The sequence below is a fragment of the Idiomarina sp. D18 genome (assembly GCF_057748155.1).
Genome location: NZ_CM173240.1, coordinates 1981409 through 2004707 on the forward strand (window position 1 = coordinate 1981409; position 23299 = coordinate 2004707).

Annotated in this window: 24 protein-coding genes; 8 read left to right on the top strand and 16 right to left on the bottom strand. The window is 48.2% G+C overall.

The window, feature by feature from the left end; all coding sequences use genetic code 11:
• Nucleotides 1–118 precede the first annotated feature (118 nt).
• Both hslR and hslO read left to right on the top strand, forming a co-directional pair.
• Nucleotides 119–514: a ribosome-associated heat shock protein Hsp15 gene (gene hslR, locus AC3AP5_RS09540; RefSeq protein WP_487326618.1), complete on the top strand. Its 396-nt coding sequence runs from the start codon at nt 119–121 to the stop codon at nt 512–514.
• A complete protein-coding gene (gene hslO, locus AC3AP5_RS09545) occupies nt 511–1347 on the top strand; it encodes an Hsp33 family molecular chaperone HslO (RefSeq protein ID WP_487326619.1) in 837 nt (278 codons plus the stop codon). The genes hslR and hslO overlap by 4 nt, the downstream gene beginning before the upstream one ends.
• Nucleotides 1348–1398: 51 nt before the next feature.
• Here hslO and der read toward each other — a convergent pair whose 3' ends face one another.
• From der to ndk, 9 genes are all read right to left on the bottom strand, one after another.
• Complete coding sequence (der, locus tag AC3AP5_RS09550; protein ID WP_006956933.1) at nt 1399–2838, bottom strand: ribosome biogenesis GTPase Der; 1440 nt, start codon at nt 2836–2838, stop codon at nt 1399–1401.
• 13 nt (nt 2839–2851) lie between these two features.
• On the bottom strand, nt 2852–4090 hold the full coding sequence (bamB, locus tag AC3AP5_RS09555) for an outer membrane protein assembly factor BamB (RefSeq protein WP_272978700.1): 1239 nt from the start codon (nt 4088–4090) through the stop codon (nt 2852–2854).
• Nucleotides 4090–4707 carry a YfgM family protein gene (locus AC3AP5_RS09560; protein WP_006956937.1) on the bottom strand — a complete coding sequence of 206 codons (618 nt, stop codon included), beginning with the start codon at nt 4705–4707 and terminating at the stop codon, nt 4090–4092. Before AC3AP5_RS09560 ends, bamB begins: the two co-directional genes overlap by 1 nt.
• 9 nt (nt 4708–4716) lie before the next feature.
• Complete coding sequence (hisS, locus tag AC3AP5_RS09565) at nt 4717–5994, bottom strand: histidine--tRNA ligase (RefSeq protein WP_487326620.1); 1278 nt, start codon at nt 5992–5994, stop codon at nt 4717–4719.
• Between the two features lie 66 nt (nt 5995–6060).
• On the bottom strand, nt 6061–7179 hold the full coding sequence (gene ispG / locus AC3AP5_RS09570) for a flavodoxin-dependent (E)-4-hydroxy-3-methylbut-2-enyl-diphosphate synthase (protein WP_040488229.1): 1119 nt from the start codon (nt 7177–7179) through the stop codon (nt 6061–6063).
• 20 nt (nt 7180–7199) lie between these two features.
• Entirely contained in the window at nt 7200–8363 is a 1164-nt protein-coding gene (locus tag AC3AP5_RS09575; RefSeq protein ID WP_286681451.1) for a RodZ domain-containing protein, read from the bottom strand.
• A 48-nt stretch (nt 8364–8411) separates the two neighbouring features.
• Nucleotides 8412–8822 carry a tetratricopeptide repeat protein gene (locus AC3AP5_RS09580; protein ID WP_487326621.1) on the bottom strand — a complete coding sequence of 137 codons (411 nt, stop codon included), beginning with the start codon at nt 8820–8822 and terminating at the stop codon, nt 8412–8414.
• 49 nt (nt 8823–8871) lie between these two features.
• Complete coding sequence (rlmN, locus tag AC3AP5_RS09585; protein WP_006956946.1) at nt 8872–10008, bottom strand: dual-specificity RNA methyltransferase RlmN; 1137 nt, start codon at nt 10006–10008, stop codon at nt 8872–8874.
• A 79-nt stretch (nt 10009–10087) separates the two neighbouring features.
• Nucleotides 10088–10519 (bottom strand): nucleoside-diphosphate kinase, encoded by a 432-nt coding sequence (gene ndk / locus AC3AP5_RS09590; protein WP_006956949.1) that lies wholly within the window; start codon nt 10517–10519, stop codon nt 10088–10090.
• Between the two features lie 164 nt (nt 10520–10683).
• Here ndk and msrA point away from each other — a divergent pair, with 164 nt between their 5' ends.
• On the top strand, nt 10684–11232 hold the full coding sequence (msrA, locus tag AC3AP5_RS09595; RefSeq protein WP_006956951.1) for a peptide-methionine (S)-S-oxide reductase MsrA: 549 nt from the start codon (nt 10684–10686) through the stop codon (nt 11230–11232).
• Here the strand turns inward: msrA and AC3AP5_RS09600 are convergent.
• The 3 genes from AC3AP5_RS09600 to trmJ all read right to left on the bottom strand — a co-directional run bounded on the left by AC3AP5_RS09600 (nt 11218) and on the right by trmJ (nt 13654).
• Complete coding sequence (locus AC3AP5_RS09600; RefSeq protein WP_487326622.1) at nt 11218–12369, bottom strand: IscS subfamily cysteine desulfurase; 1152 nt, start codon at nt 12367–12369, stop codon at nt 11218–11220. The genes msrA and AC3AP5_RS09600 overlap by 15 nt on opposite strands.
• A gap of 15 nt (nt 12370–12384) precedes the next feature.
• On the bottom strand, nt 12385–12852 hold the full coding sequence (gene iscR, locus AC3AP5_RS09605) for a Fe-S cluster assembly transcriptional regulator IscR (RefSeq protein WP_006956955.1): 468 nt from the start codon (nt 12850–12852) through the stop codon (nt 12385–12387).
• Nucleotides 12853–12928: 76 nt separating this feature from the next.
• A complete protein-coding gene (gene trmJ / locus AC3AP5_RS09610) occupies nt 12929–13654 on the bottom strand; it encodes a tRNA (cytosine(32)/uridine(32)-2'-O)-methyltransferase TrmJ (protein WP_487326623.1) in 726 nt (241 codons plus the stop codon).
• 113 nt (nt 13655–13767) lie between these two features.
• Between trmJ and suhB the strand changes: the two genes are divergently transcribed.
• Nucleotides 13768–14565, top strand: a complete 798-nt coding sequence (suhB, locus tag AC3AP5_RS09615; RefSeq protein WP_272978711.1) for an inositol-1-monophosphatase — start codon at nt 13768–13770, stop codon at nt 14563–14565.
• Nucleotides 14566–14615: 50 nt separating this feature from the next.
• On the opposite strand, the gene AC3AP5_RS09620 is transcribed toward suhB, so the two are convergent.
• Nucleotides 14616–14789 carry a DUF3545 family protein gene (locus AC3AP5_RS09620; RefSeq protein WP_006956962.1) on the bottom strand — a complete coding sequence of 58 codons (174 nt, stop codon included), beginning with the start codon at nt 14787–14789 and terminating at the stop codon, nt 14616–14618.
• A 265-nt stretch (nt 14790–15054) separates the two neighbouring features.
• Between AC3AP5_RS09620 and AC3AP5_RS09625 the strand changes: the two genes are divergently transcribed.
• Complete coding sequence (locus tag AC3AP5_RS09625) at nt 15055–15567, top strand: cytochrome b/b6 domain-containing protein (protein ID WP_286681453.1); 513 nt, start codon at nt 15055–15057, stop codon at nt 15565–15567.
• Here AC3AP5_RS09625 and ung read toward each other — a convergent pair.
• Entirely contained in the window at nt 15554–16228 is a 675-nt protein-coding gene (ung, locus tag AC3AP5_RS09630; protein ID WP_487326624.1) for a uracil-DNA glycosylase, read from the bottom strand. The two genes, AC3AP5_RS09625 and ung, sit on opposite strands and share 14 nt — an antisense overlap.
• 75 nt (nt 16229–16303) lie before the next feature.
• Between ung and AC3AP5_RS09635 the strand changes: the two genes are divergently transcribed.
• Genes AC3AP5_RS09635 through AC3AP5_RS09645 form a run of 3 tightly spaced genes read left to right on the top strand, consistent with a single transcriptional unit; the run spans nt 16304 to nt 19232 of the window.
• On the top strand, nt 16304–17401 hold the full coding sequence (locus AC3AP5_RS09635; RefSeq protein ID WP_487326625.1) for a glycosyltransferase: 1098 nt from the start codon (nt 16304–16306) through the stop codon (nt 17399–17401).
• Nucleotides 17401–18123 (top strand): glycosyltransferase family 25 protein, encoded by a 723-nt coding sequence (locus AC3AP5_RS09640; RefSeq protein ID WP_006956966.1) that lies wholly within the window; start codon nt 17401–17403, stop codon nt 18121–18123. The genes AC3AP5_RS09635 and AC3AP5_RS09640 overlap by 1 nt, the downstream gene beginning before the upstream one ends.
• Nucleotides 18120–19232: a glycosyltransferase gene (locus AC3AP5_RS09645; RefSeq protein WP_006956967.1), complete on the top strand. Its 1113-nt coding sequence runs from the start codon at nt 18120–18122 to the stop codon at nt 19230–19232. Before AC3AP5_RS09640 ends, AC3AP5_RS09645 begins: the two co-directional genes overlap by 4 nt.
• 59 nt (nt 19233–19291) lie before the next feature.
• On the opposite strand, the gene AC3AP5_RS09650 is transcribed toward AC3AP5_RS09645, so the two are convergent.
• Together AC3AP5_RS09650 and AC3AP5_RS09655 are read right to left on the bottom strand one after the other, a co-directional pair.
• Nucleotides 19292–21316, bottom strand: a complete 2025-nt coding sequence (locus AC3AP5_RS09650) for a S9 family peptidase (RefSeq protein WP_487326626.1) — start codon at nt 21314–21316, stop codon at nt 19292–19294.
• A 119-nt stretch (nt 21317–21435) separates the two neighbouring features.
• On the bottom strand, nt 21436–23256 hold the full coding sequence (locus tag AC3AP5_RS09655; RefSeq protein WP_487326627.1) for a DUF1302 domain-containing protein: 1821 nt from the start codon (nt 23254–23256) through the stop codon (nt 21436–21438).
• Nucleotides 23257–23299: the final 43 nt, after the last annotated feature.

Consider the following 23299-nt stretch of genomic DNA (forward strand, 5'->3'; position numbering starts at 1 on the left):
GCTAGCGCTAGTCTCGCATCGTCGAATTATAGTAATTTGATGTTTTGGCATTGTAGCGTAGGCTCGAGTAGTCAACAATCGATTAACACTAATTTTATAATATTTTCGTGACGATTTTATGACACAAGACAGTGGTGTGAGGCTCGACAAATGGCTCTGGGCAGCGCGCTTTTATAAAACGCGGGCGCTTGCACGTCAGATGGTTCAATCTGGCAAAGTACACGTTGCAGGTAAACGCAGTAAGCCCTCTAAGCTCGTGCAGATAGGTGATCGAATTACCTTACGACAAGGCTTTGACAGCAAAGAGGTCGAAGTGTTGGGGCTGAGCGAGCAACGACGGGGAGCGTCTGAGGCACAATTGCTTTACCAAGAGTCTGAAGCGAGTATAGAGAAACGCGAGCAGAATGCTGAGGCGCGTAAGTTGAATGCGCTTTACAACCCACATCCCGACAAACGTCCGGATAAGAAACAACGCCGGCAACTGATTAAAATGAAAGATGGTGGTAATACATGACAACCCAGCTTGACTATCCAACCGATCAACTCGCGCGCTACAGCTTTGCAGAGCAAGATGTACGCGGCGAGATGGTGCAATTGACCAGTAGTTACCAAAGCTTAATTAAAGGACATCAGTATCATCCGGCGGTACAACAGTTGCTTGGTGAAATGATGGCGGCCGTTTCGTTGCTGACTGCGACACTCAAGTTTGAAGGTCATATTGCGGTGCAACTGCAAGGCGATGGACCGGTTAATTTTGTCGCTGTTAATGGTAACCATGCATTAGAACTACGCGGTATTGCTCGAGTGCGCGCTGATATTGGTGAAACTGATTTACGCAGCCTGATTGGCCGCGGGCAACTGATTATTACCTTGACTCCGCAAGATGGCGAGCGCTATCAGGGCGTTGTCAGTGCCGACGCCGATTCACTCGCAGAGGTTATTCAAGACTACTTCGAACAGTCTGAACAGTTGTCGACCCGCGTTTGGCTATTCGCCGATGGCGAGCATGCTGCGGGTATGTTTTTACAACGCATGCCTGCCTCAGGGAAAGACATGGTTGGCTTTGAGCACTTGGCGACCTTGACCGAGACCGTGACCGCACAAGAATTGTTTACACTTCCGGCTGAACAACTGCTGCATCGTCTGTATCACGAAGAAACCGTACATATGTATCCATCGCAACCGGTTAGCTTTGTATGTGGCTGTTCGAAAGAGCGCACATTAGAGGCATTGGCGTCAGTCCCTGTTGACGAGCTTAAACAGATCCTTGAGCAGGATGGCGAGATTGTCATGACGTGTGACTATTGCCTGACGGAATATGTCTTTAAAGACGAAGATTTCGTGTAACCGTTCGCTAGGTAATGATAAAAAAAGAGGTCCTGAGGACCTCTTTTTGTGCTATTTGCTCTTTTTAACAAACTTCATCAACCGACGACGTTTGCGTTGCTGCGATAGCGTCAGGTTGTTCTTCTTACCGGCATACGGGTTTTTAGGTTCTCGGAACTCAACTTTAATCGGTGTTCCCATGACCCCAAGCGCCTTACGGAAATAGTTCGTTAAATAGCGCTGATAAGAACCTGGCAAGCGCGTAACCTGATTACCGTGGATCACGATACGCGGTGGGTTATACCCCCCAGCATGCGCATATTTCAGTTTCACTCGACGCCCCCCAACCAATGGCGGCTGGTGCTCTTCTTGTGCCATCTCCATAATCTTGGTCAACTTAGAGGTCGACACACGTTGCGTCGCACTCTTATAAGCTTCTTCAACGGACTCAAATAAGTGACCAACGCCTGTACCATGTAGCGCTGAGATAAAGTGCAAACGGGCGAAATCGACAAAGCCTAGGCGACGATCGAGTTCCCGTTTAATTTCATCCTTATGATCTTGCTGCAAACCATCCCATTTATTGACAGCGATCACGATGGAACGACCTGCGTTCAGCGCAAAACCAATCAGATTCAGATCTTGGTCGCTGATGGTTTCCCGTGCATCAATAACCGCTAAAACTACGTTGGCATCTTCGATTGCCTGCAGGGTCTTAACCACTGAGTATTTTTCAATCGCTTCATCAATACGCCCTCGACGCCGCACACCTGCGGTATCGATCAAGACATATTCTCGTCCATCGCGCTCCATGGGGATGTAGACTGAATCACGCGTCGTGCCAGGCATATCAAACACCACCACTCTATCTTCACCAAGAATACGGTTAGTGAGTGTTGATTTACCTACATTTGGCCGCCCAACAATAGCAAGCTTTAACGGTAACGCATCGTAATCAATTTCGTCGTGCTCCAGATCTTCGCTATCCGGTTCATCCGGCACGATAACGTCTGGGTAGTCGTCGGCTAACGGCTTAAAGCATGAATCCAACAAATGTTCAACACCGCGCCCGTGCGCCGCCGCGATGCCATAGAGGTTACCTAGTGCCAGCGAATAAAAGTCTGCCATTGCAGAATCCGCATCGATTCCATCAATCTTGTTAGCAACTAAGTAAACTTTTTTCTTTTGTTTACGCAGATGAGTCGCGATCGCTTGATCACCTACGGTGACGCCGTCGCGTGCATCGACCAAAAACAAGACAACATCAGCCTCTTCAATCGCTTGCAGCGATTGTTTAGCCATCACCTCGTCAATACCCTCTTCATCACCGTGAATACCGCCGGTATCGACAACTATGAACTGATAACCGTCGTAATTGGCTTGGCCATACTTACGATCACGGGTCAAGCCCGGGAAGTCTGCTACCAGCGCATCCCGAGTTCGAGTTAAACGATTAAATAATGTAGATTTGCCTACATTGGGTCGACCTACTAAGGCCACGACAGGTAACATGTATAGCGATTTCCTAATTTACCTCGATAGCGTATAAGTCGCCATCGCGGGTTTGTACGTAAAGAGTGTTGCCGTCGGATACTGGCTGCGCGTAAATTCCATCTCCGCCCAATTCCATACGACCAACTATTTCTCCCGAGTTTGCCGAGAGTATGTGGAGGTAACCCTCAAAGTCACCGAGAGCTAAATAATTACCTACTTTCTTAGGTCCGGTGAGTGCTCTTCCAAACAGCTCGTTATTGCTCCACTGCTCAATACCACCTTGAATATCCAGCCCAAACACGTGACTATCCGCATCGGTTAAATAGATGCTACCCGTGTCGACTAAGAGATTTTCATAAGAACTGTAATCACGCTTCCAACGCACTTCACCCGAACGCAGCTCTAGCGCAACGAGTTCGCCGTTATAAGCGATCATATAAATCACACCGCCCACGACCACTGGGTTGGCATCAATATCGGCTAACGACTCTAGCTCAGTGGCACCGGTCGGCTCGCCCACCGTTTGCGTCCAAGCTTGCTGACCGCTAGTGCCAATTAAGACCGAAGCTTTGCCTGATGCATCACCTAAAATCACACCACCGCTTACGATCGTTGGTGCCGAAGCGCCGCGTAAAGTTAGGGTGGGTGTCTGATATTCGAAAGTCCAGTTCTGTTCACCGGTGTCAGCCGAGAGGCTGATCACTTTGCCGCCGGTTGTGTGCACCACAACCATACCATCACCCACGGCTGGGTCAGATGTGACCTCATTGCCCACTTCAGCATGCCAAACAAGTTTGCCTGTTTCGGTATCTAGTGCGACAACATCACCGTTTTCGGTGCCCAAAAACAACTTATTATATTGAGCGACTAAGCCACCGGCGATACGAGCCGGGAAGGGTGAAGCAAACAAGCCTCCAAACCAACTATCGTCTGAACCTTCGTTAATTTCTATCAGGCTATGTAAATTAACTTGCCACAGGGTTTCACCGGTTTCTTTATCAAACGCTTTAACAAGCCCCTGTCTATCGGCGGCAAATACCTTGCCATAGGCTACCGTTGGGTTGAGCCGTGAAAAATAATCGCCGATGCCATCGCCGACCGAACGTTCCCACTTGATCCGTGTATCGACCTGTTGGCTGACTGGTTGTAACGGAGCGACTTTGATTTCTTCGTCGTCATCACCGAAAAGAGAACACGCCGACAATGAAAGCCCTGCTAAGGCAATCAGGCTGGTACGAAATAAAGATTTCATCGCTGTTTTAGACTGCATTATGACTTCGCCAAGCTGTTGAGTTTGAGTTCTACCGCTGGAGACAGAGTCGAACCGTCGCTGTTGAGTGCTTTTTCATAAGCTTCACGTGCTTTTGCCGTATCGCCTTGAGCAACGTATACATCGCCCTTAATTTCATTAGCGAACGCCAAATACGCTTTTGGTAGTTCAACGTTAAGAACATCGAGCGCAGGCTGATATTGCGCTTGTGCTGCCAACACACGCGCCAGACGAACACGCGCAATCGCTGCTAGATTATCATCAGCACCACCATCAATCACGGATTGGAACGATGTGACCGCTGTTGCTAAATCACCTTCATCCGCGGCAAAACGACCGAGCTGCAACGCTGCTAGATAACCGTATTGCGAATTTTGATGCGATTTAATGAAGTTTTGTGCATTACTTATCGCACCTTCTTCACCCGCATTAAGCTGGCTCACGACCGCTTCGTAGCCGCGTGATGCGGTGTTTTGCGCTTCGATGGTCGCTTTATCATAATAGCGCCAACCAAAGAACAAGCCTAAGCCAATGATCGCACCTGCGATGATGCCTTTACCGTGTTCGGCCCAAAACTCTTTAATTCGTTCTACTTGTTGTTCTTCTGTTTGATCCACAGGACACCCCTATTCTTGTGTCAATGGTTTGAGCGCAACGACCAGTTCGCCCCAACCAAGTGTTTGTTGGTCATCAGTCGTCCGCAAGGGTTTGACCGTTAACTGATTATTTTCTAATTCATTCTCGCCTAAAATCAGCGCCACTTCAGCGCCGGATTTATCGGCTTTCTTAATTTGCTTTTTCATTGCACCGCCGCCGCTGTGCACCACGATGCGCAGGTCCGGTAGTTCATTTCTCAGCTTTTCGGCAACAGCTTGGGCGTTAAGTTCCGCAGCTTCACCTAAAGGCATTAAATAGGCATCAACAGCACGTCGCGGTGCAAGTTTCTCTTGTTCTTGGAGCAGCAGAACTAAACGTTCCATGCCCATGGCAAAGCCAACAGCCGGTGTTGCCTTACCACCTAATTGCTCAACCAGGCCATCGTAACGGCCACCCGCACACACAGTACCTTGCGCGCCTAAAGCGGTAGTGACCCATTCGAACACGGTGCGGTTATAGTAATCAAGACCACGCACAAGACGTTCGTTGAATACATAGGGAATCCCTGCTGCATCGAGGCGAGCTTTTAACTCATCAAAATGTTGCTTGGATTCTTCGTCCCAGTAGTCCGATAACTTAGGTGCCTGTTCTAACAGTTGCTGCGTATTGGCATCTTTCGAATCCAAAATACGTAGCGGGTTAGTGTCTAGTCGGCGTTGACTATCTTCGTCTAATTCGCTCTTGTATTGCTCTAAATAGTCACGCAGCGCATCACGATAGCGTGCCCGCGCTTCATTTGAACCAAGCGAGTTAAGTTGCAACTCAACTTGATCGGCCATACCCAGAGCTTTCCAAAGTCGAGCTGATAAGAGAATCACTTCAGCATCGGCATCGGCACCTTCGAGGCCAAAGGTTTCAATACCAAATTGATGAAATTGGCGATAACGCCCTTTTTGTGGACGCTCGTAGCGAAACATCGGGCCCATGTACCACAAACGTTGAATCTGATTGTACAGCAAACCATGTTGGTTACCGGCTCGCACACAGCTCGCCGTGCCCTCGGGACGCAGGGTCACACTCTCACCGTTCCGATCGTCAAAGGTGTACATTTCTTTCTCAACGATATCGGTCACTTCACCAATCGAACGCTTGAACAGTGCCGTGCTCTCAAGCACTGGCATGCGTATTTCTTGATAGCCATAGCTTGCGGCAACTTGACGGATTATCGCCTCGACCTGTTGCCAAGCAGCTGTCTGCTCTGGTAACAGGTCGTTCATTCCTCGAATTGCTTGGATGGTCTTTGCCACGGTTACTCTTCCGTTTAGCCTACAAAATAAGCGCGTATTATAGAGTCTTTACGACGGCGGGTAAAATCAGTTGTCGATTTCTTTTACATCAATGCGATGCTTTTTTATATATTCTACGCGATCACGGATTTGAGCTTCCAATTGATCCACGAGATCATTGTTATCGAGCCGCAGCTTTTGGCGCTCACCACCAATATACAAACCACTCTTGCTTTTGGCACCGGCAAGACCGACTTCTGAAATCAATGCTTCACCGGGACCATTGACCACACAGCCAATCACAGAAACATCCATCGGCTCGGTGATGTCCTCGAGTCGCTGCTCCAACGCATTCACCGTAGAAATCACGTCAAACTCTTGCCGTGAACAGCTGGGGCAGGCAATAAAGTTGATTCCGCGCGAGCGAATACGCAGCGATTTCAACATATCGAAACCCACTTTGATTTCTTCGACAGGGTCCGCGGCAAGTGACACGCGTAATGTGTCGCCAATGCCTTCTGCTAACAGCATGCCTAAACCAATGGACGACTTAACCGAACCACTGCGAAGGCCACCGGCTTCGGTAATACCCAAATGTAAGGGTTGATCGATTTGCTTCGCTAAAAGACGGTACGATTCTACCGCTAAGAACACATCGGATGCTTTAACACTGACTTTAAAATCTTGAAAGTCTAAACGGTCCAAGATATCAACATGTCGCATAGCTGATTCAACGAGCGCTTCCGGTGTCGGTTCACCATACTTCTCTTGCAATTCACGCTCTAACGAACCGCCGTTCACACCGATACGAATCGGAATATTTTTGTCGCGCGCGGCGTCTACAACTGCGCGAATACGATCTTCACGACCGATATTGCCCGGGTTAATTCGTAAACAATCAACGCCGTATTCAGCCACTTTAAGTGCGATGCGGTAATCGAAGTGAATATCGGCAACAAGGGGAACAGGGCTTTGTTGCTTAATCAGCTTAAACGCCTCTGCTGCATCCATCGTTGGCACAGAGACACGAACAATATCAGCACCAGCGGCTGCAATACGTTTTATCTGTTCAACAGTCGCTTGAACATCCGTCGTTTCAGTATTCGTCATTGACTGAACAGCAATGGGCGCATTGTCTCCAATCGGCACATTACCTACATAGATCCGACGGGAAGGTCTGCGCTTAATTGGATTTTCGTGCATCATAACGGCTTACACTCGGTCTTTTAATTACTTGAAGGAATCGTTAATCGTGCGACACGATCTTGACGATAATTTGATAAGTCTAACGCATTACCTGCATAGGTAATAGTCACGGCGGCGGGCTTGCAGATGGTCGCCGAAAACGGCGCTTTACCAGGTACCGGCATACGATAGCCCTGTGCTTTTGTACCAATCGCTTGCACTTCACCATCGGCGTCTTCAACTTTTACCCAGCACTCTTCGCTGAACTCCATCACCAAATCGGCGGCTAGTGCGGTATTGTCTGCTTCATCTTCATCGCCGCCAGATACTGAGTTAGCGTCGCTGCTCGCCGACACTGTTGGCTCAGGTTCTGACGCAGTATTTTGCTCTGCGGTGCGTGCTTCACGCGGTTCGTTCGCATCACTTTCTTGCGCCACCTCCGACATCGCTTCGGATGTGACTTGTTGGTTTGATGACGTTTCTGGCATCTCTGCGACAGGTTGCTCAATCGTGTCTGGGCTCATTTCATCCTGTTGGGCAGGATCATTAATACTTAATGAAGTACTTGCATCGGCAGCACTGACTTCAGATTCAAGCAATGGCTGTTCGCTCGAAGTGGCTTCTTGCGCCTGATTTGACTGACGCAGAGTCGGTGTATCTGTGCTATCCTCTTGTTGCGCTGAGTCGGTTTGTTCAGTAACCGCTTGTTCGACATCATTGCTCAACTTCGAGAAGCTCAAGTCACTGTCTTGCCACCACCAAATTACCAACGCGATAACGACCACAACCACTAGCCAAGTGATCATCATCAATCGGTTATCGCTCTCTTGATGTTTTACTCGACGCGAAAAGCTTTGCATCGGCGTGCTTTCAGGTTCTTGGATATTCAGGGATTTGTAGGCTTCATCAATTTTGCTTTGATCAACACCTAACAGTTTGGCGTAAGCACGGAGGTAGCCTTTGACAAAGGTGGTCGTTGAAAAGGTGTCATAGTCATCTGCTTCAATCAGTTCAATGACCTGTAAACGCAAACGTAAACGATCAGCGGCCTCGCGAGGCGTCATCGATTTTGCCTCACGCGCTTCTTTAAGAATGTGTCCCGGACCTGCAATGGGGCGACGTGATTGCTCTTGCGACGACATTAGTTCTTCGTTATTTGAGTCTGCGCTTGAGTTGTTATTTGCAGATGAATTATCGGCAGTCATGATCTTTGGATCGTTCCCTAGTTTAACTAAAGTTGAGCGAATTACATTCTAGTGATGTTGTGCACAGTGATTTTTCTGGCTCGCTTGCGCGCCTAATCGTTTAGCTTGCGCAAATGCACGCTGAGCGGCTTGCTGCTGGCCTGATAGACACAGCGCTACGGCATAGTTGTTGTGCAGAACTCCGCTCATAGGTTGCCATGATAATGCTTCTTGGTAAAGTAGCAACGCAGAATTGACACGTTCTTTACGTAAATACCAGTGTCCTAGGGCTAACACAGTGTCTACTCGCTTTGGGTCTGCCAAAAATGCCTGTTTAAAGTGGCGTTCGGCGTGGTCAAGCTGGTTCTGCGCTAAATAAGCCATTCCCGCTCTCAAATGGGCATCAACTACCGTTTCATCAGTGGAAACAGAACAGGCCGTTAAAGCAAATCCTATCGCTCCTAAGATAAACCTATGCATTGAAGTTACTCCTTACTTAGTCACTCAAGGCATAGGTATTTATCACTGTCTAGTCTGACTTAACCTGAATAGCATCACCGCCGCGCTGCGCTTGCTGACGTTTTAGGATACGCTTAGTGCGGTCGATAACATCGCCTACGAGCTGACCGCATGCGGCATCGATATCGTCGCCTCGAGTTTTACGAACCATAACAGTAAAACCATAGTCCATTAATACTTTAGCGAAACGGTCAATGCGCGAATTACTCGAACGACCATAGTCGGAACCTGGGAATGGATTAAACGGAATCAGGTTGATTTTGCTCGGTGTATCTTTAAGCGTACGAGCGAGCTCATGCGCTTGATCCATCGAGTCGTTTACGTGATCGAGCATGACATACTCAACCGTCACTTTATGCTGAGCTTTTGACTGCTCAACGTATTTACGACTCGACGCTAAAAACTGTTCGATGTTGTACTTTTTGTTAATCGGTACGATTTCATTGCGCAGCTCGTCGTTAGGCGCATGCAACGAAATAGCGAGCATTACATCGATTTGCTCGCGTAGCTTGTCCAATGCCGGTACCACACCTGAGGTACTCAAGGTAACTCGACGTTTAGACAAACCAAAACCGTAATCATCCATCATGAGGTCCATCGCTGGCACCACATTGTTGAGGTTGAGCAGCGGTTCGCCCATACCCATCATGACTACGTTAGTCACAGGTTTGATACCTGTTTTACCATAGGCTCCGAGTAGCTGATTCACACGCCACACTTGGCCGATGATTTCCGCTACGTTGAGGTTACGGTTGAAACCTTGTTGACCCGTTGAGCAGAAAGTGCACTCAAGAGCACAGCCTACCTGTGATGAAACACACAAGGTGGCGCGGTCACGTTCTGGGATCCAAACAGTTTCAACATCTTGACCATCAAACAATGTCATCACGAATTTAATCGTGCCATCGCTCGATTGCTGCTGCTCGCGAATTTCTGGTGCGCGAATTTCAGCACATTGTTTGAGCTTCTCGCGTAGTCCTTTGTTGAGATTGGTCATCTCATCAAAGTCGTCGACACAAAAGTGATAGAGCCATTTCATGACCTGATCGGCACGGAACGGTTTTTCGCCCATCTCTTTGAAAAAGGCTTTCATTCCATCGCGGTTCAGGTTTAGAAGATTCACTTTTTTATCGATAGCGTTGGTCATAAATTTCCTGTATCTAAAAAGTACCGTGCGCCAAAGGGCGCACGATTTTATTCGTTAAACGATCAGTCTTGCGTAAGACTTATCGAGTACGTGGGCAGATCTCTTCATCGCTGAAGAAGTACGCGATTTCGCGTGCTGCAGTTTCAGCTGCGTCAGAACCATGTACTGCGTTCTCGTCGATAGTTTCAGCATAGTCTGCGCGAAGCGTGCCTGCCAATGCGTCTGCTGGGTTCGTTGCACCCATGATTTCACGGTTTTTCAGGATAGCTTCTTCGCCTTCCAATACTTGAACTACGATTGGACCTGAAGTCATGAATTCAACTAACGCGCCAAAGAAAGGACGCTCGCTGTGCTCTGCATAGAAGCCTTCAGCTTGTTCTTTGCTCAAGTGCATCATTTTTGACGCTACGATACGCAGACCTGCGCTTTCGAAACGATTATAGATTGCGCCGATTAAGTTTTTCGCAACCGCGTCGGGCTTAATAATTGATAAAGTGCGCTCTAAAGCCATCTTTTTTACTCCAAAATGGGTATTTAACCAGAGGTGAAAATTTCCGCGCGAATTATACGTTAGATCTCAGAAAAAATCGAATATCTATTGATTGTTTTTTAACTCGTTCTCAGCTACTATCGAAAAACGTTTAGCCTTATAGACGTCCAAAAGGAGTCCGTCAGATGTCGAATACGACCCAGTTCCAAAAAGCTACCCTAGGCGGTGGATGTTTTTGGTGTATTGAATCCGCATTTAATCAACTTAAAGGCATTGAATCGGCGCAGTCAGGTTACACTGGCGGCACAACCGAGAATCCGACCTACAAACAGGTCTGCAATGGCGATACCGGTCATGCGGAAGTTGTACAGTTAACGTTTGATCCGTCGATTATTAGTTATCGTCAGATTTTGGAAATCTTTTTTACCTTGCACGATCCCACCCAAGTGAATCGTCAAGGTAACGATGTGGGCACACAATATCGCACTTCTATCTTTTATCATGATGACGAGCAACAACAGATCGCGCTTGAACTCATTGATGAACTCGAAAATGATGTGGTGTTTGAAGATCCGATTGTGACAGAAGTTGCACCGCTCGACACCTTTTACAGTGCCGAGGATTACCATGATGATTACTTTAATCGCAATCCGGAGAACCCGTATTGCCAAGCGGTTATTTCACCTAAGCTGGCAAAATTCCGTAAAACCTTCGCTGAATTACTGCGCAGCTAACACGCGATAGGTGTTCAGTACATGGTCCGCGGCATATTCCATTTCCTGCAAGGTGGTGTCGCGGCCCAAACTAAACCTGAGCGATGCATGTGCCAGTTCATCGGATAAACCAATCGCGCGCAGCACATAAGAAGGCTCTACACTCGCGGATGTACAGGCTGACCCAGAAGAAATCGCTAAGTCCTTTAACGACATCAGCAATAACTCACCTTCTACATTAGCAAAGCGTAAATTCATGATATTGGGTACGCGTTGCGATACATCACCATTCAATTTAATGCCAGGCTCCGCTAATAATTTATCGAGAAACAACTGGCTCAACGCACGGTAATGTTCACGATCATCGCCTAAGCGTTGACGGGCAAGCTGCGCCGCTTCGCCTAAACCAACAATCTGATGGGTCGCCAAGGTACCCGAACGCATGCCGCGTTCATGCCCGCCCCCATGCATTTCAGCCTCAAGTTGTACTTTAGGTTTACGACGCACATAGAGCGCACCTATTCCTTTTGGCCCATACATTTTGTGTGCCGATATAGAAAGCAAGTCTACACCAAGTTGTTCTACATCAAGTGGCAGCTTACCGGCACTTTGCGCAGCATCGACATGCAGAAGTACGTTGTGTTCCCGACAACATGCACTGATCGCTGGGATATCTTGAATAACACCCAGCTCATTGTTTACATGCATCACACTAACTAATACCGTATCCTCGCGCATCGCTTGTTGTAATGCTTGGCTATCTATCAAGCCGTCTTTATCAACCGATAAAAACGTCACATCAAAACCTTCGCGCTCAAGCTGCAGTGCCGGATCAATAACGGCTTTGTGCTCTGTCGCCACCGTAATTAGATGTTTTCCCTTATTACGCGGCTGATGCATGACACCTTTTAATGCTAAATTATCCGATTCTGTCGCACCCGAGGTGAAAACGATTTCACGCGGGTCGGCGTTGATTAAATCCGCAACTTGATTTCGCGCGATGTCTACTGCCTCCTCCGCCTGCCAACCGAGGCGGTGCGAGCGCGACGCCGGATTGGCAAAAACGCCATCCGCTGTTAAGTACTTCATCATGGCATCTGCGACGGATTTGTCCACGGGCGTGGTTGCCGCATAATCAAGATAGATAGGCTGTTTCAAAACAACTCTCCGCTATTACAGCACATTGAGCTCTATTTTCTGGTTGTTGTCACCCACTTGGCGGTTGCCAATTTGTGCCACCTCTTTAGTGGCCATCAGTTCGGCGAGGGTAATGCCGTCCAGAAATTGTGCGATACGATCACTGAGCCCTTCCCAGAGTGAATGGGTCAGGCACTGCTCACCGTTGTGACAATTACCTTTGCCTTGGCATTTGGTCGCGTCGATAGACTCGTCAACGGCATCGATCACCGCACCGACAGAGATTGAGTCGGCATCTCGCCCAAGGCGATAGCCACCTCCAGGTCCTCGCACGCTGTGAACCAATCCCCGCTTACGTAAGCGAGCAAAGAGTTGCTCAAGATAGGATAACGAAATGCCTTGGCGATCTGAGATATCTGCTAGGGGCACGGGTGCTTGCTTTGCAAACATCGCGACGTCGAGCATCGCTGTCACTGCATAGCGACCTTTTGAAGTCAGGCGCATCAATCTCCCCCTCTAATAACTCAGTGTGATCGTTCTCCTAATTAGTGTACTTTTCCGACTAAATTAGTCAAGTATTCTAAGAACCCGAGTTGTTCGTTTGCTTATCCACGGAAGCCAGGATACCGCGCAAGATGTTGAGTTCGTTTTCCTCGGGACGCGCACGGTTAAATAAGCGTCGCAACTTGGTCATAACTTGCCCTGGATGTTGGCGAATAATGAAGCCCGTATCTGTCAGCGTCGACTCTAAATGTTGATAAAACTGCTCGAGTGCCTCAACGCGAGGATACGCTTGAGTAACTTCAGGCATTTCGTCCTGTTCAAGGAACTGCATGCGCACTTCGTAGCACACGGTTTGAACGGCCATCGCCAAATTCAGCGAACCATAGTCGGGGTTGGTCGGGATATGTAAATGAAAATGGCTTTGCTGCAACTCTTCGTTTGTGAGACCACTGTTTTCACGACCAAATACGATCGCGACAGGGTATTTCGGTGCTTCGCTTAGCACCTGCCCTGCTGCTTGACGCGGACCGAGCAACGGCCAGTCAAGGGTACGATTACGGGCGCTGGTAGCAAGTACTAAGCCACAGTCGTCTATCGCTTGGTCGAGTCGTTCAACAATACGCGCGTTAGCTAAGATATCGGTAGCGCCAGCGGCGAGTGCCGATGCATGGCTGTCCGGCTCCGAAACCGGGTCGACTAATACTAGATCGCTAAAACCCATGGTTTTCATCGCCCGTGCGACGGAACCGATGTTGCCAGTATGTGAGGTATTCACCAGTACAATTCGAACGTTATCGAGCATGACAGTGCCTTTATCTAATTTTAACCAGTGTAGAAAAGTTGCGCATTCTACCTCAACACTGGTAATATGCGCGACCTTAAAATTCGTTCTTTCACAGCACAGGTAATTTGAAAATGCATCCGATGTTAAACATTGCGGTGCGCGCAGCGCGTGCAGCCGGTAAAATTTTGCTTAAAGAATTCGATCAGGGTCAACCTATCGATGCAACCGCCAAAGGCCCAAACGACTGGGTATCTGAAATGGATAAGGCGGCTGAACAAGCGATCATCAATACCATTAAAAAGGCTTATCCTGAACACGGTATTATCGCTGAAGAGAGCGGCACGCAAACGGGTAAAGATAACGATTTTCAGTGGGTTATCGATCCGTTGGACGGCACAACAAATTACTTGCGCGGTGTTCCCCACTTCTGTATTTCTATTGCTGTCGTTCATAAAGGAACGGTACAACAAGGCGTCGTTTACGATCCTGTACGCGAAGAACTATTCACCGCATCACGTGGCGCGGGCGCTCAGCTTAATGGCCGTCGGTTACGTTTATCACCATTAACAGAACTTAATGGTGCATTGCTCGCAACAGGTTTCCCTTTTAAAGCAAAACACCGCTACGATGAATATCAGGCGATGTTTGGTCGCTTATTTGAGCGTTGTGCGGATATGCGCCGTGCTGGTGCTGCAGCCCTCGACCTCGCCTATGTTGCCGCGGGTCGTTACGATGGCTTCTTCGAGCTTGGCTTGAAGCCATGGGATTTGATGGCCGGTGACCTCCTTGTACGAGAAGCAGGCGGCATCGTGACTGATTTTGAAGGTGGCCACAATTATGTTCAAAGCGGCCATATCGTGGCCGGCGCACCTAAGGTGCTCAAGCAGATGCTCGCACAACTGCGTAAAAAGCCAGAAAGCAACGACTAAACGCTATGATAAGAACGACAAAGGCCGGCAAATTTGCCGGCCTTTTTCTTTTAACGAAGCTCGATTTCTTCCAAATCGATATCAAACGAAGAATCGATATCGGTGAGCTCCTCGCGTAAGAGGTATTTTTCTTTTAATTGTTCTATTTCACGCCACCTACGCTTACTTGTGCGTCCTTTCGATGATTTTTCACTTACTTTCTGAAGCTCTTCTGAATGGTCCATGACTACCTCTCAGTATCATTATAATTATGGATTAGCGCACAAAACAAACTGCCTAACAATTTGTTCACATATGATTAAATATCACACTTTTTGCAAGAATAAAAGCAGTTTGTTTCAAATATGTTAACTGTGGATGAATCTTACATGACATGGATCATGACATAGACACTTGTAAGGAATAAGTTAAACGAAAGTTGCTCTAATTAAGATAAATTTAAGTTTCACGGCATAGGCTAAAGCCAAGTGAATCAACGAGGTTAAACTCATGAATACATCCACACATTACTCTGCGCTTGCACAGTTTATGCACTGGCTCACTGTAATCGCACTCTCAATCATGTTAACACTCGGCTTTATGATGGTATTTGCCGACGAACGCACCTTTAAACATGCCGTTGAAGGCATTCATGTAACGACAGGCTTTTATCTTGGGCTCTTCTTATTAGTGCGCATTGGATTTAGAGCATTCGCAGGCTTTCGCGCGCCAGAGCCCGATGAGCAAACAACATTTAAGCTCGCTAAAGGATTACAAAGCTTGATGTTACTGACACTCTTAGTCGTGCTCATCACCGGTCCTTTATACTTATTCACCGAAGGCGAAGGGATCGCTCTTTCTTCACAAACTACTTGGCTTATTGATCTCTCCGGTTGGTCATGGCTTCATGAACCCGCCGAAGAAATACACAAGATCCTGGCAACTTACGTACTACCAAGTTTGATCGCGCTGCACATGCTTGCGGCTATCAAACAGTTTCATCGTGAAGTTAATCGACGCTGATACCCGGCGCCCATTGAATGGGTGTCCGTCCGTGCGCCATGAGGTATTGATTGGCTTGCACAAAGTGATGCGCTTCGAAAAAGCCACGATGAGCGGATAATGGTGAAGGATGAGGTGCCTTTAATATGCAGTGCTTATCGTCCGGGATAAGTGCTGCCTTTTTTTGCGCATGAGCGCCCCACAACATAAATACGATGTTGTCGTACTCGTTAGCTAAGCGCTCAATCACTGTGTCGGTGAAGGTTTCCCAGCCCCAATTTGCGTGACTATGTGCCTGACCCTGTGCCACCGTGAGTACCGTGTTGAGTAGCAGCACACCTTGTTGCGCCCAAGCCGTTAAATCACCATGAGTCGGTGCTTGTGCTTCGGGGTAATCTTGCATAATTGCCTTGAGAATATTCCGCAATGAGGGCGGCAATTTAACGCCCTCAGGTACCGAAAAGCTCAAGCCATGCGCTTGTCCAGGCCCATGGTAAGGGTCTTGCCCCAAAATAACGACTTTAACCTGCTCAGGCGCAGTCAGTTTAAGCGCGTTAAACACCTCCGATTCGGGTGGAAAGATAACCTCTGTTTCTCGCGCCTGTTCGACACGCTGCATGAGTTGCACAAAGTATTCTTTTTGCTTTTCCTCTGCCAGGAGTGGCTGCCACGCTTTTGCCATGATACGACCTTACTTGATGATTCACTTTGCCCTATAATGCCACTCACTAGCTAGGTTTTAAAAGGTACATCGTTTTTGCGAGTCATTCATTTTGTTACGGGTGGTTTTTCCGGCGGCGCTACGCAGGTCGCTCTATCTTTGGTGCGTGCGACGCAGCACGAGCCCGACGTAGAGAGCATTCTGGTGCTTCGAAAGAAAAGCCATATGCCCAAACAGCGGGTCGAAGCACTCAGGCAGGAAGGTATTCGCGTGTATGTCGTTAATAACTGGCTACACCTTACAACTGTCTTCGCACTCGTACGTCTTTGTCACCAGTTAAAACCTGATGTTTTTGTCGCCCATGGATTCAGTGAACATTTGTGGGGCCGCTTGGCGGCTTACTTGGCGGGTGTGCCGCATATCGTTCAAGTGGAACACAACACCAAAGAGCGTTACACCCGGTTTCGCTATTGGCTATCGCGTAAACTAAATACAGTCACAGATGCCATTGTTGGCTGTTCAGAAGGTGTCCGCCAAGTACTCCTTAGGCGGGGTTATGACGCTGACAAATGCATAGCGATTAGCAATGGCATTAAGCCCGACCCTTTCATCGATGAACCCGTACCAGCATCAAAGCGCCCAAATGACATTATCATGGTAGCGCGTATTGCAAAGCAAAAGGACCATCGTACTCTCATCGAGGCGATCGCCATTTTGCAGCAGCGCCATGTAAACGTTAAGCTGCACCTCGTTGGCAAGGGTAAGCCACGTATCGTTGATGGGCTCAAACAACAAGTCCAAACATTAGGTCTGGAATCTCAAGTTGAGTTTGCGGGTTTTCGCTCAGACGTGCCGGAATTGCTAAAAAGCACACGTATTTTTGTGCAGTGTACTCATTATGAGGGAATGCCGCTGACTTTGATCGAAGCCATGGCGGCTGGATGTGCGGTCGTTGGTAGCCAAGTACCCGGTGTACAAGAAGTCATTGTTGAAGACAGCAACGGTCTGACACATCGGCACCAAGACGCGGAGCACTTAGCTGACCAACTTGAGCGGTTGGTAAAAGACGATTCACTCTGCGACCGTCTTGCGCTATCGGCCCGTCAAGACGCCCTCTCGCATTACACGCAAACTCAGATGAGCCAACACTATCTCAATCTATTTAGAGATCTAAAGCAAGGATCAAGCCGCTGATGAATGTGAAAATTTTCTTGATTAACTTAGATCGCTCTACCGAGCGCTTGGAAAAAGCCGCGCAACAATTGAATCGGCTCAATGTGCCGTTTGAGCGAGTATCAGCGGTGGATGGTTCAAAGCTCACGGGAGCAGAGATCGATGCGGCGTTTGATACTGAGCAAGCCGAACGACGAACCGCTTATAATTTGACGATTGGTGAAATTGGATGCTACCTCAGCCATGTTGAGTGTTGGCGACGGATTATTACCGACAAACTCGATTTCGCCATTATTCTTGAAGATGATTTAGTCTTAGACGATCAATTCCCCCATGCTATCAGTGCTATCGAACAGTTCACTCATAGCAATGAATGGGACTATATTAAGCTGGCTAACCCCTTTAAAAAGCGTCCTTACCAAACGCGAACAGCACTCGACCGCTTCACACTTGTAGATTATCCCAAAGCACCCACAGGCACGGTCGCACAAGCAGTTAGCTTTCAGGGGGCGGAGACTCTGCTCAGTCATCGTCCACCCTTTTTCCGTGCCATTGATGTTGATCTGCAATGGGAGTGGGAACTCGGTATAAAGGTTCAAGGCTTGGTGCCCTATGTCGCCAACGTGAGTGATGCCGAAAGTGAAATTCAGCAAATGGCCCAACGCAAAGACCTCAAGCAGCGCCGTTGGACAAAGCTAAAAGAATCTATCAAATTTAAATTAAAAAAGGCGAGTCATCGATGACGACGATAGTAACTGTTATACCGACCTTAACAGGCGGTGGTGCTGAAAAAGTGTGCCTACGCTTACATGAACAGTTTCTCAAGCGTGGAATTGATCACCATATTGTCGTGTTGTGTACTAAAGGTGTCTACGACATCGAGCGGCTCACCAATATTCACATGCTTCCATTTGAGAATACCAAGAATATTGATTTACTGGGTAAATCAAGGCAAATGGTCGCCTCTCTTGAACGCTGCTTAAAAACAATAGAGGGAGACAGCAACACCCGTATTAGCGCACTGTTTGCCCATTTGGATGAAGCACATTGGGTGGTCCGTCGCTTACCGCGTGATATCCCCAAGCGCTATGTGGTGCATACCTCCCTCGAAGGCGAGATGGCTACCGCACGCCGTATGAGCTGGTTAAAACATTGGCGACTAAAACGCAAGAAGTTGTCACTCAAGGATCAACACGTTATTGCCGTATCTGACGAATTAGCACGGGAATACTCAGCGGCTAATGATTGGCTCCCCCTTGGTACCGTCGAGTCGATCCACAACCCTATTGACTGGGAAGATATCCAGCGCCAGGCCGCACAGACTCACGATGCGATCCCTGATACGCCCTATGTCATCCATATTGGACGTTGCGCCAAAGCAAAACGTCATGATGTGTTGCTCGCCGCATTTAAGCAGGTTCGCCAACACCGACCCGACGTTAAGTTAGTATTGTTAACCCGCAAAGATAAAAAGCTACGCCGGTTACTCGATCGGTTTGATGCACACGATGACGTGATTGTGCCAGGGTTCCAAAACAATCCGTTTCCTTGGATTAAACAAGCCCAATGTTTGGCGTTAAGTTCAGATTTTGAAGGTCTTCCTAACGTACTTGTCGAGTCTGTTGTGTGTGGCACGCCGTTTGTTTCAACACGGTGTCAGTGTGGTCCGACCGAAATCGCTGAGGGTATTTTAGAAGATTGGTTGGTACCGATGAATGACCCGAATGCACTGGCAGAGCGTTTAGTGGCTATGCTAAACGAGCCCGTAACCATTGACCATGATCAGTGGGCATTACGCGATAAAGTGACGCCAGAGTATGCGGTGAATCGCTACTTAGAAAGTATCCAGTAGGTATGTTTAAGATACGAAAAAGCCGGCGTTCATGCCGGCTTTTTTGAGGATATATAGCGTTAGTCGTCTGATTTGTGCTGTTCAAACCAATACAAAATATAGGCTACTTTATTCATCAAGTTACTCGGGCGCGCATAAATGCTATGTCCAGAGTTTTGAATTCGTACCATCGCTGTCTCAACACCCGCTAATTTTAGCGCCTGATAATACTGCTCAGTCTCTGAAATCGGCGTTCGATAATCTTGCTCACCGGTTAATAACATGGTGGGCGTCGTGACGTTACCTACGTAACTGATAGGCGAATGCTTCATATACTGCTCAAGATTTTCCCATGGTAAACCAGGGAACCAATATTGATAGAAGTAGTTATACATATCCGCCGTTAATACGAAGCTGTACCAGTTGATAACAGGCTTCGCTACCACCGCTGCACGGAAACGATCGGTGTGTCCGACAATCCAAGCGGTTAAAACACCACCGCCGCTACCGCCGGTGACATATAATTGGTCTTCATCGATAAAGCCTTTATCGATAACGGCATCCACACCATCCATCAAGTCATCATAGTCATGACTGGGGTAGTTCTGATGTATTTCATTGGCAAAGTCATCACCGTAACTGGTTGACCCCCGCGGGTTGGTATATAGCACCACGTATCCTGCCGCTGCGTACAACTGTACCTCTACGGAAAAGCGTGGACCGTAGTTTGTATGGGGGCCGCCGTGAATTTCTAAAATTAATGGATAGTTTTTATCTTTATCGAAATTGGGGGGATAAGCAATCCAGCCCTGTAGATCTCGGCCATCCACCGACGATTTATAGGTGATTTCTTCAACCTGCGCGAGCTGCTTATGACCGAGCGCATCTTCATTAAGTTGTGTGACTTGTCGGTTGTCGCCATCATCCCACCATGCTAAATCGGCAGGACGCAATGGGTTTGATAAGGTATATAACACTTGATCATCACCTGCGACTGAAAAGTCACCGCCACCATAAGGACGACCATAAGATAAACCGCCAACACGATCCGTTAACGGTTCGTAGTCACCGTCAAGATCAGTGCGCGCTAATTGACCGACACCCTTATCATCGTATGTAAAGTAAATACCCTCACCGTCAGTGTCCCATGCGAAACCTGTCACACTACGATCTAATTCCGATGTCAGTACACGTGACTGGGTACCATCCACGGACATCACGTAAAGACGTGAAATCTGTGAGCTCATGCCGTTATCGTCATTGCCAATGAAGGCGAGCCAATCGCCGTTAGGCGAACGTTTTGGCGCACCATCAGGACCATTGCGGTCAGTTAGAGTACGTACTTGCCCCGTATCGACTTGAACCGCATAAATTTCACTGTTCATCGGTTGGCGAAACGCATCGCTGCGGCGGTTTGCCGAGAAATAAATTTGTTTGCCGTCCGCTGACCACTCCAGATCACCACCGCTATTATACTCGTCATCGGTGATTTGACGCGCAGTGCCGCCCTCGGCGCTGATCACATAAATTTGTTGATAGCCATCACTGACGTAACCGCCACCATCGTAACGATAGTTGTCTTTGTCAACGAACTGCGGAGGCGCGGTCCAGTCAGCGCCTTCCGGCTTACCCGGCAACGACACAGGGGCTGCCGACTTAATCGGAGTAAATTGGCTAAACGCGATATAGTCACCGTTGGGCGACCAACTCAACGAACTCGGCGTTTGCGTCAATTCACTCACAACCGCATGTTTGCCCGTGTCGGTCCAATAAATTGCAATTTGTGGGCTACCCGAAGCGTCCGAGATAAAAGCGAGCCGTTTGCCATCGGGTGACCAAACAGGACTCCACTCATGAGCAGAATCGCCCGTAAGCGGGCGGATGTCACCGTTCGGTTTTACCGTCCATATGCGCCCTGTTTTTTGGTCATGCTTAATGTCCATCGATTGACGCACAAACACACCGTAGTCTCCACTTGGATGCAATGCGGGCGACGCTGCATACTCGAGATCAAAGACATTCTGTAACTGCAACGTGCGCTCCGTCTGTGCAACGGCACTGGCCGACAACGTCACCGCTATCGCTCCCATTAGCCACTTTTTCATGCGTGTTCTCTCCGTGTTGCCTACAAATAAAAAACCGCCTCATAAGAGACGGTTTTAGCGTTAGTGCGTTAAACATGCAAGTTAAATAAGCATGCTTTTTGTACAAACTGACAGCATCATCAGAATGCGTATGAGAAACTTACTGATGCGTAGTCACGATCGGTAGTCGCATCAAAGTCGCCACCTGTGTACTGGGTATAACCCAATGTCACTTTATAAGTCGACAAGTAATCAGCCGCTAAATTTAAGCCGACTGACTTACGGTCTTCAATAAAGTTACTGTTTGGAGAGTAACCGTCAACGTCATGATTAAACTGAAGCGTTGGCGTTAAGCTCCAACCGTTCCAAACACTCAAATATTCCCATTGTAGGCGTGTGCGATAGCCCCAAGAGTTTTCTGTCACAAAGCCTTCACAGTTACCGGCTGCTGTTGGACCGACTTCACTCGGTAATAGGCACTTACCAAATAACGGTAAACGACCGTAACGCTGCTCTTCTAAGCCCGGCAGGTCATGTACTTGGTTCATTGCGATTTCGCCCACGAAGGTCATGCGGTCAGCGCCCATGAAACGATCGAAGAAACGAACGAAACTTGCTTGCGCCTGACTCACGTCCAACCGGTCATACCCGTGAGCTAAACCACCTAGTTCAGTGCTTTGTACACGGTCACCAAAGGTACTCGGTACGTTAGGACGCAAACCCGCTGTTAAGATCTCTGTGGTGTTGATTTGTACAGGCATGTCTTTGCGATAGCTATACTCACCGCCAATTGACCAAAGACCAATATTAGTACTGAAGCTTGCACCGTACAACTCTGTATCTTCAGGGTATTCAATAACCAAACGAGGACCATCGATAGGGTAACCGTTCGGCGTTGCATAGGTGTAATTAGGGTTCTGACGATCCGCTGCATCCATGAATTGCTCAGGATCAACGGTCCAGTTATACGCTGAGATAATTGGCGTATTATTATGCAAATTCATGAAATACAAACCGAACTCGGTATCGAGGTCGATTGAGTAGTAGCGCAGGTTCATACCCCACTGACCACTGTCAGAGGCTTCAAGACGTGGGTTACTACCAATATAAGCGCCCGCTTCTACGGATTCTCTATCACTTAAATAACTATTAGGGTCGCCTGGCACCAATTGTGGGTTCAGCGTCACTTTGCCGCAACCTGGGCCACCGATAATGTCGACACTTGAGAAAAATGTACCACAACCATCGAGTTTGGTGTTGTCCCACTCGTATTGATAAAACGCTGCGAGACTCAAGCTGTCGGTCAAGCCCACGTTGAGGCTGACCATACCCACAGGCAACAGCGCTTCCTTGATTTCTGCACCGGGACGACGCGCGGCGTTTACATCAAGAGGGTTGATGTCGTTGATACCATTGAAGACAAAGGTACTCTCACCCCAACTCAATACTTGGCGACCGACGCGCAAGCTGGTGGGCATATCACCCAAATCGAAATTAGCGAAGACAAACGCATCGAGTAACTCAATACCGCTCCCTTGCGAGTAATCGTCGAACACATCGTCGTTAAGTTTTGTGTCAGGGTAGTAGTTGTTACCCGGATGACCATGCGGCATATTCTCTTCAGAGATGACGAAGTCATACCAGTAGTTGAAGCGAATAAACGCACCGTAATCGCCGCCGTCGATACTTAAATCGTGCACGCCTTTGAATACAGAACTAACCAAGTCACCTTTTTCGAAGTTCAGGTTACCATCATCACCGACACTCGATCCGGCCATGCCGCCTGCACGGTTACCTGGATGGATCAAACGCATTGATGGGTCTTCCATGCGCCACGCAGCGCCATAAGAAAGAATCGAGGTAAAGCTAACGTCGAAATCGCCAACTTCAAAGTCCGCGGCTTGCGCAGGCAAAGCGAATGCCAGCGCGATGGCTGACGCGAGAGGTAATTTTTTTAACATAGTTGTTCTTCTTTTCATTGTGATCCACCTAATGTTTTTGACT